A 13,987-nucleotide genomic window follows, 5' to 3' on the forward strand; every position below is an offset into this window, starting at 1 on the left:
AAGTACATATAATCTTTCGATTACTAACTATGAAATGTAAATTTCTAAAAGAGAAGCATTTCCGTTTAACTTAAAAGACTGTAATGCAGCTGGAACAAGAACCGTGTCACCAGTTTGATAGTCGTATTCTACCCCATTTATATCTATAGAAAAACATCCATCAACAACCATATACACAGTAAAAGACTCTCCTGTTTTACTTACTACCATCTCGTCTTGCAACGGAATATAATTCGTTGTAAAATAGGGACAATCAACCATAGTATTAGATTGATTAACTAATTTAGTATATTGCTTTTGTGTGTCAACCTTTTTATAATTGATTGCATCTAAAGCTAAATCAATATGCAGTTCTCTAGTATTTCCGTGAGCATCAACACGATCAAAATCGTACAATCTATAGGTTATATCTGAGGTTTGCTGAATTTCGGCGATGACTAATCCAGCACCAATAGCATGTACTGTTCCGGTTTCTAAAAAGAAAACGTCTCCTTTTTGGACTTCTTTGGTATCTAGTATTGAAAGTAACTCTTTTTTCTCTAGCTTTTCAACATACTCCGAAGCATTAGAATCTTCTTTAAAACCAACAATCAGTCGTGATTTTGGGTCGGCTTGCATCACATACCACATTTCGGTTTTACCAAATGAGTTATGCCTTTCTTGAGCTAAAGCATCATTGGGGTGTACTTGTATCGACAAATCTTCACGAGCGTCTAAAAATTTAAAAAGCAATGGAAACTGCTTTCCGAATTTTTGATAAACAGTAGTTCCTAAAACTTCAGCTGGCTGATTTTCGATTAACTTCATCAAATCAACCCCTTTCAAATCGCCATTAGCAATTACGCTACAATCACCTTTTACTGTAGACAACTCCCAACTCTCCCCTGTAATAGTAGAAACAATAGGCTTATTCAAAAAAGTTTTTAGCTTTTCGCCACCCCAAATACGTTCTTTAAGTATGGGTTCGAATTGTAAAGGATATAGTTTGGTTTGCATTTCTTTTTTTGACAAATATCGCTAATTCAAGGAGTTTGAATTGCTATTATTTTGTTATTTTATGATACTATTTTTTTTAAAGCTTCAAGTGCCACAGGAATATGCTTAGTAGCATTGATACCATTGTCAAAAATCAAAACAACTTTTCCTTCTTTATCAATAACATAAGTAACACGACCCGGTAGCATACCCATCAAGCCAGAAGGAACACCAAATAACTTTCTTAATTTCTTATCTGAGTCTGACAAAAGTACAAATGGTAATTTGTATCGTTTTGCAAAGGTATCGTGTGAATCAACTGTATCACTGCTAATTCCAATGACTTCTGCACCTAAATCAGTAAAATCCTGATATTGATCTCTAAAACCGCAAGCTTGTGCGGTGCAACCTGGTGTATTGTCCTTTGGATAAAAATAAATTACTAATGGCTTTTTACCTATATATTCTTTAGTATCAAATTTTTTCCCATTAGTATCAAGTGCGGTAAAATGTGGTATTACGTCTCCTAGTTCAATTGGCATGAGTTACAACTTCTAAAAAATTATTTAAATAAATTATTCTCCTTTATAGGTTACAAAATTACGTGGGGTTTCGTATAGTACAACTTCTAAGTCTAAACTTGATTTGATTTTGGCGCGTATTTTATTCCAAATAACTACCACGATATTTTCTGCTGTTGGATTAAGGTTCTCAAATTCGGGGACGTCTAAATTTAAGTTTTTGTGATCCATTTGCTCCTCTACTTCTGACTTTATAATGTCTGTCAAAAATTTCACATCCATAACATAACCTGTTTCTGGATCTATTTCTCCTGTCACACTTACAATCAACTCATAATTATGACCATGGAAATTGGGATTATTACATTTTCCAAAAACCGCATCATTCTGTTCGAAAGTCCAATCTTTTCTATACAAACGATGTGCTGCATTAAAATGTGCTTTTCGGGAAATGGTTACTCTCATAATTGTTATTTATACTATTTGAATATTACATTGGTTTTAAAAATTAGATAGTGTGCTCTTCTAAAAAATGATAGAATTCATCAAAAATAATTTTGAACCACACCGTATAACTTTCCGGATGGATAAGCATGTCATTTTTTACTTCTTCTATTTTCATCCATTTCCAGTCGTGAACTTCGTCAGGATTGATATGTGGGTCATCATTATAATAGCCTACCATTACATGGTCTAATTCGTGCTCTGTTAATCCATTATCAAATGGCGCCTTGTAAATGAAATGAAATAACTCTTTTATCTCAGTTTCAAAACCCATTTCTTCAAACAAACGTCTACCGCCTGCTTGAATATTTGTTTCACCCTCTCTTTGGTGACTGCAACAAGTGTTTGTCCAAAGTAAAGGTGAATGGTACTTGTGCTGAGCTCTTTGTTGTAACATAATTTCATTTTTATCATTCAAGATAAAAACTGAGAAAGCGCGATGCAGAATTGCTTTTTGATGTGCCTCTAATTTCGGCATTAGACCAATCTGTTCATCTAATTCATTGACTAGGATAACTTTTTCTTCTTCCATAAAATTTTTACTGGCCAAAAATACAAAAAGGATTAGATTGACAGGGGGCTTTAACGTTGTCTTTCGTTTTGTTGAAGCTTCATTACTTAGAAAAACACCTGACTGTTGCTCGTCGATAAGGACGACCTAACTTTTGTATATTTGAAAATAGAATTAATTGTCGAAAATACATATTTTTCAAATATTACTATAGGAATTTCACAACTTTAACCAATTTGAATTCATTTTCTTTTCAAAAAATGGTACTCAAAAGCACGAAACATTTAATGGTTTTAATGACACTATTTATAAAAAATGTTAATCTCGTATCTGGCTTAGGATAAACAAAAGTTAAATTTACATCAAAGTAGAGTTTATAGTAAACCAGCTGACAAATGTTGCCGTAAGTACAAAGTAGTTTTACAATCACATTTAATAACAAAAACACTATGAAAAAGCAATTCTTTTTTTTACTAGCAATAAGCAGCTTATTTCTTCAAGCTTGCGCTCAACAAAATCCATCACAATCAAAAACACTTAAAACAAAGGACATGAAAGAAGTACTTCACAAACCAGAAAACCCTTATTATTCTAATACAGATACTAAAAAAGTAACGATTCCAAATTCTGAATGGAAAAAAATACTTTCGCCCGATTTGTATGCTGTAGCGAGAGAAGCTGACACGGAAAGAGCCTTCACAGGGACTATGTGGAATTCAGAAACGAAAGGCACTTATTATTGCGCTGCTTGTGGCAACTTACTTTTCAAATCCAATCAAAAATTTGTAAGTAGTTGTGGTTGGCCGAGTTTTTTCGAACAAGAAAACAAAGAGAGTATCACTTTCAAACCCGACAACTCTTATGGTATGCAGCGAATAGAAGCAAATTGTGGCCGCTGTGATAGTCATTTGGGACATCTGTTTGATGATGGTCCTGCACCAACGGGAAAACGCTATTGTATGAATGCTATTTCTTTAGATTTCGTTCCTGAAAATAATTAAATCAAAAAAAAGCAGTAGTTACACCATTTATAAACTGTTATTCATTTTAAAATTATTATTCAATTATGAAAAAGATACTTCTTTTTATGCTTTTGACAACCTCCATTGGTTTCTCTCAAAAAAAAACAGTTCCACCCTCTCCTTCTTCCTCTTCAGACACTATCGTTTTGGCAGGAGGCTGTTATTGGTGTGTTGAAGCTGTTTATGAAAACCTTAAAGGAGTACAAAAAGTAGTCTCTGGATTTGCTGGAGGTACGGTAAAAAATCCAAGTTATGAAGCGGTTTCTTCAGGTACAACTGGAGCGGCTGAAGTGGTTCAAATTACATTTAACAAAAACGAAACCAATTTGGATGAAATTTTCAAAGTGTTTTTTACCGTTCACGACCCTACTACATTGAATCGTCAAGGAGCTGATGTAGGGACACAGTACCGCTCAGCAATATTCTTCAAAGATGAAGCACAAAAAAAAGCAGGTCAACAAATCATACAAGCGCTGACCAAGGCAAAAGCTTTTGACCGTCCAATAGTAACTACAATAGAACCTCTTACTGCTTTTTATAAAGCCAAAGACAGTCATCAAGATTATTATGAAAAAAACCAATCTCAACCGTATTGCCAACTCGTGATACAACCCAAATTAGAGAAATTTGAGAAAGTTTTTAAAAACCGACTTAAATCAAAAAATTAAATTAAATCCATTATCTATACACATTAAAAAGCCGAATTTTTCGGCTTTTTTTTATGACTTGAAGCAGTTCCTTTTTTACTATATTTGTTTGTAACCGAAAACCAAATTCATGAAAAAAGCAACAATTACATCAAGCCTTTTGCTAATTGCATTGTGCAGTACTGCTCAAAATCAAACGTTAAAAACAAAAGTGGCTCAAAAAGCAGCCAGTTTAGAATCGAAAGTAGTTAGTTGGAGGCGAGAGTTGCATCAAAATCCAGAATTAGGCAATCGAGAGTTTAAAACTTCGGAAAAAGTTGCTGCACACTTACGTTCTTTGGGAATTGAAGTTCAAACAGGTGTAGCAAAAACGGGAGTTGTTGGTATTCTAAAAGGAGGAAAACCTGGACCAGTTGTAGCTCTAAGAGCAGATATGGATGCGCTCCCCGTAAAAGAACGAGTAAATTTACCCTTTACTTCCAAAGTAACAGGAGAATATAATGGACAAGCTGTGGGTGTAATGCATGCATGCGGCCATGATACCCACGTAGCCATGTTAATGGGAACTGCCGAAATTTTAGCCTCAATAAAAAATGAAATAAAAGGAACTGTAAAATTCATTTTCCAACCAGCAGAAGAAGGCCCACCAGAAGGCGAAGAGGGAGGTGCAGAGTTAATGGTAAAAGAAGGTGTTTTGAACAACCCAAAAGTGGATGTCATTTTTGGCCTCCATATTAATGCCCAAACCGAAGTGGGTCAAATCAAATACCGACCAAAAGGAACCATGGCGTCCTCAGATTGGTTTACCATACAAGTCAATGGCAAGCAATCGCATGGCGCCTATCCGTGGCAATCCGTTGACCCTATCGTTACCGCCTCACAAATTGTTCTCGGCTTACAAACTATTGTAAGCCGCAATGTAAATTTAACCGAAAACGCTGCTGTAGTGAGCGTAGGCCAAATCAATGCAGGGGTTCGAAGCAACATCATCCCTGAGTCATTGACGCTGAGTGGTACGATTCGAACGTTGGATTCCCAAACTCAAGACTTTATTCATGGTAGAATCAAAACCATCGCTACCAATATAGCCGAAAGCGCAGGCGCCAGCTCAGAAGTTACCATTTCTAAAAAAACATTAATAACCTATAATGACCCCTCACTAACAGAACAAATGCTCCCTACTTTACAAGCAGCAGCAGGAAAAGAGAATGTTCATTTAACTGAGGCCGTTACTGGAGCAGAAGATTTCTCTTTTTATCAAGCTAAAATTCCGGGATTATTTTATTTTATTGGAGGAATGCCCAAAGGAAAAAAAGCCAGTGAAATGCCCTCACACCATACCCCTGATTTTTATATAGACGAAGGAAGTTTTGTTTTAGGAATGACGAGTATGGCAGATTTGACCTTAGATTATATGGAAATGAATACCAAAAAGAAATAAAGTACTTTATATGAAAACCTACCTGTTCGCTTTTTGTATTATTTGCAATTTCTTATTCACAACAACTGTGATTGCTCAAGAAAAAAAAGTAGCGCCAACTTCACAGGAGTTGTACAATGAAATTGCGGCTATGGACACTCAACTTTTTGAAGCCTTCAACGCAAAAGACATGTCCAAGTTTAAACCTATGTTTACCGAAGACTTAGAATGGTACCAAGACAATGGTGGTTTATTGTCGTATGACACTGTTTTTGCCAATTTTGAAAAAATGTTCAAAAACGAAAACAAACTTACTCGAACGCTAGTAAAAGGAAGCCTTGAAGTACATCCTATAAAAGATTTTGGAGCCATCGAAGTAGCCCAACATCAATTCCGACATATGGAGAACGGAAAAGAAGAAGTTGGCACCTTTAAATTTGTTGCCATTTGGAAAAAAATAGGCAATCAATGGAAAGTTTCACGAATGATAAGTTATGACCATTAAAATGTATTTTTCATAAATCAATTTTAATCCTATTGAGGGCGTGCCACCATAAAAAAAAGAGGCCAACTTATGCTAGTGGTAAGTCGGCCTCTTTCTTTTATGCTGTCGGGCTATCCGCTCCGCCTTGGCGGATTGCTCCTATCCCTCACGCAAAATAATTTAATTTTTCAATACCTCTGCAATCTTCTGTGCACATTTCTCCCCATCAATCGCTGCCGAAATAATGCCTCCTGCATAACCCGCTCCTTCACCACAAGGATACAATCCTTTGATTTGAAGATGCTCTAAAGTGTAATTGTCTCTTGGAATTCGCACAGGCGAAGAGGTTCTAGATTCGGGAGCGTGCAAAATCGCCTCATTAGTAGCATAGCCTTTCATTGATTTCCCGAATTCTGAAAATCCTTGACGCATGATTTGGGTTAAAAATCCAGGAAAAACCTGTCCCAATTCCACTGATGTTGTCCCTGGAACATAGGACGTTTTGGGAATATCAGAGGATGTTTTACTTTGGGTGAAATCGACTAAACGTTGTGCAGGCACTTTTTGCGTCTGACCCGCCAATTGCCATGCTTTTTGTTCAATACTCTTTTGAAACTCCATTCCGGCCAAAGCACCAAACTTGGCAAAGGGTTTAAAATCCTCTAACTTCAATTCTACTACAATCCCAGAATTAGCAGTATGCTGATCTCTTTTAGAAGGCGACCAACCATTGGTAACCACTTCACCTGGACTTGTCGCACAAGGCGCAATCACTCCGCCAGGACACATACAAAACGAATACATCCCACGACCATTAACCTGTTTCACTATTGAATAAGGTGCTGGTGGTAAATGTTCTCCACGGTAATCACAGCTATATTGTATGGTATCAATTAAAGATTGTGGGTGTTCCGCTCGAACGCCAAGTGCAAAAGGTTTGGCTTCTATTAACACTTTCTTTTTATCTAACAATTCGAAAATATCCCTTGCAGAATGTCCAGTAGCTAAAATTAATTTATTGGCCGATATGACTGCACCATTTTGAGTTGTTACACCCTGAACTTCATTGTTTTTTATTATGATGTCCGTAACTCTGGTTTCAAAAAGCACTTGACCACCGCATTCGATGATTTTCTCTCTAATATCTTGAATGATTTGCGGTAGTTTATTGGTTCCAATATGTGGATGAGCGTCGACCAAAATATCAGGTGTTGCTCCAAAAGCTACCAATAATTCTAGTATTCTATTTACGTCACCTCTTTTTTTGGAACGTGTATATAATTTTCCATCCGAATAGGTTCCAGCTCCACCTTCACCAAAACAATAATTCGAATCCTCGTTTACAATATAATCTCTATTGATGGCTTTCAAATCCCTACGTCGACCACGAACATCTTTTCCGCGTTCAATAACTATAGGCTTCAAACCCAGTTCGATCAGTTGAAGCGCTGCAAAAAGTCCAGCTGGTCCAGCACCTACTACAATCACTTCTTGTGCATTCGCTACGTTTTGATAGTCTGGCAAAGCTATTTTTTGTTCTAAAAAAGGCTCTCCTTTTAAGTAAACCATCACTTTTAAATTGATTTTGACCGCTTTTTGACGCGCATCAATAGAACGTTTTACAATAGTAGCACGCTGAATTTCTTTGACCGAAATTTTTAATTGTCGAGACAAATAATCATAGAGTAACGTTTCGTTAGCAGCAATTTCGGGAGCAACTTGTAATAGGAGTTCTTGTGGCATGGTATCTGAATACTTCAATTTTTAGAGTAAACCATCTTCGTTTACTCAGGCTACAAAAGTACTATTTTGAATTCAATTTTTAGAATTAGATTGAAAAACGACAGGAGGTTCTCCAAAAAATAAAAACATGTAAGGCATTTTAAGGTCATGTAAATTGTGGTGTGTTATAGTAAAGTAAAAAATAAAAGACAATATAAGTTGTTGTCAAAAAATCTGTGTCAAAATGTAAACCGCAATGTGCGCAAAGGATTACGCAAGGGGCGCCAAAAAAATAGAAAACAGATAAGTCATAAAAGTTTTAATAAAACGAAGTGTGTGTTTAGACCATATAAGGAATTTAACAGCATAGAAGTTATGTGATAATATCCTTTGTAATCTTTTAATCTGTAGCTTTTGACTTTTTATCAGCAATAAACAAAGATTTTCATTATAAGTCTTTGTAGTTTTGCAAACTAGTTAAATCAAATACTATGTCTAGAAAAATCAAACTCATTTGGGATTTTCGAGGTCCTGCCTCTGCTAAAACCGCCGAACATCACGAAATTCATCTAAAAGAGTATATAAAAATTGAGCAACTACCGCTCGAGATTACAGGATTTAAAACGTTCGGAGAAATGCACGCCGTCGCCTTTATGGTGGTGGAAGAGCAAGATATGATTACAGTACGCGATGCTTTGAAACCCCACCGTGGAGAAGTTTATGAAAACTAAATTCCAAAAACGAAAATTCCAAATTCCAATAACTAACGATCATTGGAATTTGGAATTTAATTTTTTGGAACTTGAAAATTTAATTCGCTACTTCACTAATAAATTTGATACGCATTAATCGCAATTCATCAATATCATATTCGCCATCAAATTCTTTTAAAGCTTCTTCAATATTGTCTGAATGGGATTCCATAAAATAATCGTGAATTTCTTCTTGCTGGTCTTCATCCAACATTTCATCAATCCAGTAGGTAATGTTCAGTTTTGTTCCAGAATACACAATCTGCTCCATTTCCTTGATTAGGGCTCCCATAGAAAGACCTTTAGCAGAAGCAATATCTGTTAAAGCTAATTTTCTATCAATATTTTGAATGATATATAATTTATTTGCTGAATTCACCCCTGTTGATTTGACCACTAAATCATCAGGTCGAATGATATCATTGTCTTCTACATAGCGTTGTATCAATGTCACGAAAGCTTTTCCGTATTTTCTAGCTTTACCTTCACCAACACCGTGAATGTTTATCAATTCTTCTAGAGAAATTGGATATTTCAATGCCATATCCTCTAGAGAAGGGTCTTGAAATACTACAAAAGGTGGAACGCCCAATTTTTTGGCTTCCTTTTTACGTAATTCTTTTAGCATCGCCATTAACGTCTCATCGGCGGTGCCTGAAGATTTAGCGGCTGTAACAATTGCATCATCCTCAGATTCACTGTATTCATGATCTTCAGACATCATGAAAGACTCTGGGTTCTTTATAAACGCTAAGCCTTTTTTGGTAATCTTTACAACTCCGTAGGTTTCGATGTCCTTTGCTAGCAAACCATCTACTAAAACCTGACGCAATAAAGCCATCCAAAATTTCTCATCATGGTCAGCACCACTCCCGAAGAAAGATTGAGTGTCTGTTTTGTGAGCTTTAATAACGGCATTTACTCTACCGATTAGGGTAAAAACTATTTCTTTGGACTTGTAGATATGTTTTGTTTCTTTAACAACCTGAAGCAGCTTGACTACTTCATTCATTGCTTCAACTTTGGTCTTTGGATTTCTAACATTGTCATCCATGTTTCCACCCTCTCCAGTTTCGTTATCGTACTCTTCTCCGAAATAATGGAGTAAGAATTTACGTCTCGACATGGATGTTTCTGCATAAGCAACCACCTCTTGCAAAAGTGCAAAACCAATTTCTTGTTCAGCAACAGGTTTACCAGACAAGAATTTTTCTAATTTTTCAACATCTTTATAAGAGTAATAAGCCAAACAATGTCCTTCTCCTCCATCTCTACCGGCACGACCTGTTTCTTGGTAATAACTTTCTAAAGATTTTGGAATATCATGGTGGATTACATAACGTACATCTGGTTTGTCTATTCCCATACCAAAAGCAATCGTAGCTACCACAACATCAACATCCTCCATCAAAAACATGTCTTGATGTTTGGCTCTAGTCTTGGCATCCAATCCAGCGTGATAAGGTACAGCACTAATTCCGTTTACTTGTAAAACTTCAGCAATTGATTCTACTTTTTTACGACTCAAACAGTATATAATGCCTGATTTCCCTTTATGTTGACGAATGAATCGGATAATATCCGACTCTATGTTTTTAGTCTTGGTACGTACTTCATAAAAAAGATTAGGTCTATTAAACGATGCTTTATAAGCAACTGCATCGGACATGTCTAAGTTTTTTAGAATATCCTCCTGAACTTTTGGAGTTGCAGTGGCAGTAAGACCAATTACAGGCACCTGGCCTAATTGTTTTATAATATGTCTTAAGTTTCGATATTCTGGTCTAAAATCATGTCCCCATTCAGAGATACAGTGTGCCTCATCAATAGCCACAAATGAAAGAGGGACTTGCTGCAAAAACTGTACATATTCCTCTTTTGTTAAAGATTCTGGAGCTACATACAATAACTTCGTAACGCCTGAAGTAATGTCTTTTTTTACTTGAGCGATTTCAGTTTTTGTCAATGATGAATTTAAGACATGCGCCACTCCATTATCAGACGACAAACTTCGTATGGCATCAACTTGATTTTTCATTAAAGCAATTAGAGGAGAGACGACAATTGCAGTTCCGTCAAGAATTAAAGCGGGTAATTGGTAACAAAGTGATTTCCCTCCGCCAGTCGGCATAATTACAAAAGTATTCTCTTTATTCAAGAGGCTTCTAATGACTTTTTCCTGCAATCCTTTGAATTGACTGAAGCCAAAATACTTTTTTAATTCCTTGTGTATATCAATTTCGTTTGAATTCATTCTTTATTATGTGGTATTTTGTATAAATTTGCAACACTAAAGGTACAAAAATCTTTTATACATACAAATTTAAACATTCTGTTTTGATAAGCAACGAAAACCTATTGGCATTAGCCAAAAAAACAATACTCTCAGAAAGTGAATCTATTGCCAAATTAACCACTTTTTTGGATGATCAGTTCCTATCAACCACCCACAAAATATTTCATTCTAAAGGCCGCGTTGTCATTACCGGAATTGGAAAAAGTGCCATAATTGCTCAAAAAATTGTAGCCTCATTAAATTCTACCGGAACACCTGCTTTATTCTTACATGCCTCCGAAGCTATTCACGGTGACCTTGGTATGATACAAGATGAAGATGTAATTATTTGTATTTCTAAAAGTGGAAACAGTCCTGAAATTAAAGTATTGGTTCCATTGTTAAAACGTTTTGGAAACACCTTAATAGGTATGACAGGCAATATGACTTCTTTTTTAGCAAAAGGCTCTCATTTTGTCCTAAACACCACTGTTGATGCTGAATCTTGCCCTATGAATTTGGCACCTACCAATAGTACAACTGCCCAATTAGTAATGGGTGATGCGCTTACAGTATGTTTGATGGAAATGAGAGGCTTTCAAGCAGAAGATTTCGCCAAATACCATCCAGGTGGAGCACTTGGAAAAAAACTTTTATTAAAAGTAAAAGACTTGATTGAACATTCGTTAAAACCAATTGTTACCTCCGATACCTCAATAAAAAAAGCGATTTTTGAGATTTCAGAAAAAAGATTAGGAGTAACCGCTGTTGTAGATGAGAAAAATGTAGTTGGTATTATTACCGATGGAGATATTCGAAGAATGCTCAACGACCGCGATAGTATCGCTGGTTTAACCGCTAAAGATATTATGACTAAAAACCCTAAACAAATCCATTCAGAAGCTATGGCTATTGATGCTTTTAACCTTATGGAAGATTTCTCAATTACCCAATTAATTGTCATTGACAACGGAGAATACAAAGGGATTTTACACATACACGACATTTTAAAAGAAGGAATTGTATAATGGCAAAGAAAAACCTTAACGAAATGTCTTTTTTAGACCATCTTGAAGAATTAAGATGGGTTTTAGTAAGAAGTACAACTGCTATTTTGATTATGGCCTTTGTAACTTACTTCATTAGCGATTTCTTGTTCAACGATATTATTTTTGGACCAACACGCCCCAGCTTTTTCACTTACCGTTTTTTTTGTGAGCTCTCACATCAGTTGGGTTTTGTTGACAGTATTTGCATTACAGAACTTCCTTTTATCATTCAAAATACCCAAATGGAAGGACAGGTAAATATGTTTGTTTGGATGTGTTTATTAGCTGGTTTCATTTTGAGTTTTCCCTATATTTTATTTGAAATATGGAAATTCATAAGTCCTGCACTCTATGAAAAAGAGAAAAAAGGAGCTAAATTTTTCATTGGAGTTTCTTCTATTCTTTTCTTTCTAGGGGTACTTTTTGGCTACTTTGTTATTATACCAATGTCGGTAAATTTCGTAGCCACTTTTACAGTATCAGATGTAGTAAAAAACCAATTTACTTTAGAGTCCTACATTGGTTTAGTAAAAACCTCTGTATTGGCTGGAGGCCTCTTTTTTGAACTCCCAATAGTTATCTATTTTCTTACCAAACTAGGCTTGGTTACTCCCGAATTTTTAAGAAAATATTGGAAATATGCGGTAATTATCATCTTAATTGTTGCAGCAATAGTGACCCCTCCGGATGTAGTGAGTCAAACTATCGTGGCTGTACCGATGCTATTGATTTATGAAGTAAGTATATTAATTTCAAAACTTGTTGTTCGCAACCAAAAGAAACAAAATGGCTGATTTAATTCAAGAATTCAACGACTACCGTTCTAAAATGAACGAAAAATTATTAGCAGATAATAATAAAATTGTAAAACGCATTTTCAATTTAGACACAAATGCCTATGCTGCTGGCGCTTTGGATGTAAAAACAAAAGAGCTATTAGGATTGGTTGCTTCGGCCGTATTACGATGCGACGACTGTATCAAATATCATTTAGAAACTAGCTATAAAGAAGGCGTTACACGTGAAGAAATGATGGAAGCTATGGGAATCGCTACTTTGGTAGGAGGAACAATAGTAGTCCCTCATTTACGAAGAGCCTACGAATTTTGGGAAGCTTTGGAAGAGCAAGAATAGACTTGAAGTTATTGAGTTTCTAAGTTGCTTAGCAACTAAGCTTTTCTATGACGTAACCTTTTCCACTTATTAATCAGTAAAATCTAAGGATTTTAGCAATTCAAACACCATGAAATTAAGAGCAGAAAACCTCATAAAAACGTATAAAGGCCGTAGTGTTGTAAAGGGTATTTCTTTGGAAGTAAACCAAGGACAGATTGTTGGTCTTTTGGGACCAAACGGTGCTGGTAAAACCACCTCTTTTTATATGATTGTAGGATTGGTAAAACCCAACTCGGGTCATATTTATTTGGATGATTTGGATATTACCGAATATCCGATGTACAAACGTGCTCAACAGGGAGTGGGCTATTTGGCACAAGAAGCTTCTGTGTTTAGAAAATTAAGTATCGAGGATAATATTCTTAGTGTTTTGCAATTGACCAATCATACCAAAGAAGAGCAAATTGCCAAAATGGAAAACTTAATTGCCGAGTTTAGTTTGGAACACATTCGAACCAATAGAGGTGACTTGCTTTCGGGAGGTGAAAGAAGAAGAACTGAAATTGCTCGTTGTTTAGCCACCGACCCAAAATTCATCTTGTTGGACGAACCTTTTGCAGGAGTAGACCCAGTAGCGGTAGAAGATATTCAACGCATCGTGGCACAATTAAAAAATAAAAATATTGGTATTTTAATTACCGACCATAACGTACAGGAAACTTTAGCCATTACCGACAAAACCTATTTGATGTTTGAAGGAGGAATCTTAAAGGCTGGAACGCCTGAAGAACTAGTAGAAGATGAAATGGTTAGAAGAGTATACTTAGGACAAAATTTTGAATTGAGAAAGACTAAAATTGATTTTAACACTCCAAAAGTAGAATAAATAAGAGATTATAATAAGCCCATTTTTAAAAGACAATCAACTATTACTTTAAAAAAATTATAGCTTTCATTAAATAAAAACCCTTTCTGAATTCATTACTCAG

Annotated in this window: 15 protein-coding genes; 9 read left to right on the forward strand and 6 right to left on the reverse strand. The window is 35.8% G+C overall.

Annotated elements, in window-relative coordinates; genetic code table 11:
* Positions 1 to 27: 27 nt before the first annotated feature.
* From FLAVO9AF_RS08235 to idi, 4 genes are read right to left on the reverse strand one after another with little or no spacing between them, the layout of a single operon-like run.
* A complete protein-coding gene (locus FLAVO9AF_RS08235; RefSeq protein ID WP_159686946.1) occupies positions 28 to 996 on the reverse strand; it encodes a type I phosphomannose isomerase catalytic subunit in 969 nt (322 codons plus the stop codon).
* Between the two features lie 59 nt (positions 997 to 1,055).
* The gene (locus tag FLAVO9AF_RS08240) at positions 1,056 to 1,517 is read right to left on the reverse strand and encodes a peroxiredoxin (RefSeq protein WP_159686949.1); all 462 of its coding nucleotides are present in this window, start codon (positions 1,515 to 1,517) and stop codon (positions 1,056 to 1,058) included.
* 33 nt (positions 1,518 to 1,550) lie between these two features.
* Positions 1,551 to 1,961: a 6-carboxytetrahydropterin synthase gene (locus tag FLAVO9AF_RS08245; protein ID WP_159686952.1), complete on the reverse strand. Its 411-nt coding sequence runs from the start codon at positions 1,959 to 1,961 to the stop codon at positions 1,551 to 1,553.
* A 43-nt stretch (positions 1,962 to 2,004) separates the two neighbouring features.
* Entirely contained in the window at positions 2,005 to 2,532 is a 528-nt protein-coding gene (gene idi, locus FLAVO9AF_RS08250) for an isopentenyl-diphosphate Delta-isomerase (protein ID WP_159690976.1), read from the reverse strand.
* A 530-nt stretch (positions 2,533 to 3,062) separates the two neighbouring features.
* Between idi and msrB the strand changes: the two genes are divergently transcribed.
* The 4 genes from msrB to FLAVO9AF_RS08270 all read left to right on the forward strand — a co-directional run bounded on the left by msrB (position 3,063) and on the right by FLAVO9AF_RS08270 (position 6,105).
* Positions 3,063 to 3,512 carry a peptide-methionine (R)-S-oxide reductase MsrB gene (msrB, locus tag FLAVO9AF_RS08255; RefSeq protein ID WP_159686955.1) on the forward strand — a complete coding sequence of 150 codons (450 nt, stop codon included), beginning with the start codon at positions 3,063 to 3,065 and terminating at the stop codon, positions 3,510 to 3,512.
* A gap of 65 nt (positions 3,513 to 3,577) precedes the next feature.
* The gene (msrA, locus tag FLAVO9AF_RS08260; RefSeq protein WP_159686958.1) at positions 3,578 to 4,201 is read left to right on the forward strand and encodes a peptide-methionine (S)-S-oxide reductase MsrA; all 624 of its coding nucleotides are present in this window, start codon (positions 3,578 to 3,580) and stop codon (positions 4,199 to 4,201) included.
* A gap of 109 nt (positions 4,202 to 4,310) precedes the next feature.
* Complete coding sequence (locus FLAVO9AF_RS08265; protein ID WP_159686961.1) at positions 4,311 to 5,621, forward strand: amidohydrolase; 1,311 nt, start codon at positions 4,311 to 4,313, stop codon at positions 5,619 to 5,621.
* Between the two features lie 10 nt (positions 5,622 to 5,631).
* Positions 5,632 to 6,105 (forward strand): nuclear transport factor 2 family protein, encoded by a 474-nt coding sequence (locus FLAVO9AF_RS08270; RefSeq protein WP_159686964.1) that lies wholly within the window; start codon positions 5,632 to 5,634, stop codon positions 6,103 to 6,105.
* Positions 6,106 to 6,264: 159 nt separating this feature from the next.
* On the opposite strand, the gene FLAVO9AF_RS08275 is transcribed toward FLAVO9AF_RS08270, so the two are convergent.
* Positions 6,265 to 7,827 (reverse strand): NAD(P)/FAD-dependent oxidoreductase, encoded by a 1,563-nt coding sequence (locus FLAVO9AF_RS08275; RefSeq protein WP_159690981.1) that lies wholly within the window; start codon positions 7,825 to 7,827, stop codon positions 6,265 to 6,267.
* A gap of 470 nt (positions 7,828 to 8,297) precedes the next feature.
* Here FLAVO9AF_RS08275 and FLAVO9AF_RS08280 point away from each other — a divergent pair, with 470 nt between their 5' ends.
* Complete coding sequence (locus FLAVO9AF_RS08280) at positions 8,298 to 8,537, forward strand: hypothetical protein (protein WP_159686967.1); 240 nt, start codon at positions 8,298 to 8,300, stop codon at positions 8,535 to 8,537.
* Positions 8,538 to 8,616: 79 nt separating this feature from the next.
* Here FLAVO9AF_RS08280 and recQ read toward each other — a convergent pair whose 3' ends face one another.
* Entirely contained in the window at positions 8,617 to 10,812 is a 2,196-nt protein-coding gene (recQ, locus tag FLAVO9AF_RS08285; RefSeq protein WP_159686969.1) for a DNA helicase RecQ, read from the reverse strand.
* A gap of 83 nt (positions 10,813 to 10,895) precedes the next feature.
* Between recQ and FLAVO9AF_RS08290 the strand changes: the two genes are divergently transcribed.
* The 4 genes from FLAVO9AF_RS08290 (at position 10,896) to lptB (ending at position 13,884) form a co-directional block, all read left to right on the forward strand.
* Positions 10,896 to 11,861, forward strand: a complete 966-nt coding sequence (locus FLAVO9AF_RS08290; protein ID WP_159686970.1) for an SIS domain-containing protein — start codon at positions 10,896 to 10,898, stop codon at positions 11,859 to 11,861.
* Positions 11,861 to 12,676 (forward strand): twin-arginine translocase subunit TatC, encoded by an 816-nt coding sequence (gene tatC, locus FLAVO9AF_RS08295; protein WP_159686973.1) that lies wholly within the window; start codon positions 11,861 to 11,863, stop codon positions 12,674 to 12,676. The genes FLAVO9AF_RS08290 and tatC overlap by 1 nt, the downstream gene beginning before the upstream one ends.
* Complete coding sequence (locus FLAVO9AF_RS08300; protein ID WP_159686975.1) at positions 12,669 to 13,016, forward strand: carboxymuconolactone decarboxylase family protein; 348 nt, start codon at positions 12,669 to 12,671, stop codon at positions 13,014 to 13,016. The genes tatC and FLAVO9AF_RS08300 overlap by 8 nt, the downstream gene beginning before the upstream one ends.
* A gap of 109 nt (positions 13,017 to 13,125) precedes the next feature.
* On the forward strand, positions 13,126 to 13,884 hold the full coding sequence (lptB, locus tag FLAVO9AF_RS08305) for an LPS export ABC transporter ATP-binding protein (RefSeq protein WP_159686978.1): 759 nt from the start codon (positions 13,126 to 13,128) through the stop codon (positions 13,882 to 13,884).
* Positions 13,885 to 13,987 lie beyond the last annotated feature (103 nt).

Origin of the sequence: Flavobacterium sp. 9R (assembly GCF_902506345.1) — a bacterium.
In the GTDB taxonomy this organism is placed as follows: domain Bacteria; phylum Bacteroidota; class Bacteroidia; order Flavobacteriales; family Flavobacteriaceae; genus Flavobacterium.

What these genes read in the sequence shown, in the direction of transcription:
- FLAVO9AF_RS08270 (WP_159686964.1), top strand. Translation starts at nt 5,632, where the DNA reads ATGAAAACCTACCTGTTCGCTTTTTGTATTATTTGCAATTTCTTATTC.
- FLAVO9AF_RS08300 (WP_159686975.1), top strand. Translation starts at nt 12,669, where the DNA reads ATGGCTGATTTAATTCAAGAATTCAACGACTACCGTTCTAAAATGAAC.
- msrA (WP_159686958.1), top strand. Translation starts at nt 3,578, where the DNA reads ATGAAAAAGATACTTCTTTTTATGCTTTTGACAACCTCCATTGGTTTC.
- FLAVO9AF_RS08275 (WP_159690981.1), bottom strand. Translation starts at nt 7,827, where the DNA reads ATGCCACAAGAACTCCTATTACAAGTTGCTCCCGAAATTGCTGCTAAC.
- FLAVO9AF_RS08280 (WP_159686967.1), top strand. Translation starts at nt 8,298, where the DNA reads ATGTCTAGAAAAATCAAACTCATTTGGGATTTTCGAGGTCCTGCCTCT.
- FLAVO9AF_RS08245 (WP_159686952.1), bottom strand. Translation starts at nt 1,961, where the DNA reads ATGAGAGTAACCATTTCCCGAAAAGCACATTTTAATGCAGCACATCGT.
- FLAVO9AF_RS08265 (WP_159686961.1), top strand. Translation starts at nt 4,311, where the DNA reads ATGAAAAAAGCAACAATTACATCAAGCCTTTTGCTAATTGCATTGTGC.
- recQ (WP_159686969.1), bottom strand. Translation starts at nt 10,812, where the DNA reads ATGAATTCAAACGAAATTGATATACACAAGGAATTAAAAAAGTATTTT.
- tatC (WP_159686973.1), top strand. Translation starts at nt 11,861, where the DNA reads ATGGCAAAGAAAAACCTTAACGAAATGTCTTTTTTAGACCATCTTGAA.
- FLAVO9AF_RS08235 (WP_159686946.1), bottom strand. Translation starts at nt 996, where the DNA reads ATGCAAACCAAACTATATCCTTTACAATTCGAACCCATACTTAAAGAA.
- idi (WP_159690976.1), bottom strand. Translation starts at nt 2,532, where the DNA reads ATGGAAGAAGAAAAAGTTATCCTAGTCAATGAATTAGATGAACAGATT.
- lptB (WP_159686978.1), top strand. Translation starts at nt 13,126, where the DNA reads ATGAAATTAAGAGCAGAAAACCTCATAAAAACGTATAAAGGCCGTAGT.
- msrB (WP_159686955.1), top strand. Translation starts at nt 3,063, where the DNA reads ATGAAAGAAGTACTTCACAAACCAGAAAACCCTTATTATTCTAATACA.
- FLAVO9AF_RS08240 (WP_159686949.1), bottom strand. Translation starts at nt 1,517, where the DNA reads ATGCCAATTGAACTAGGAGACGTAATACCACATTTTACCGCACTTGAT.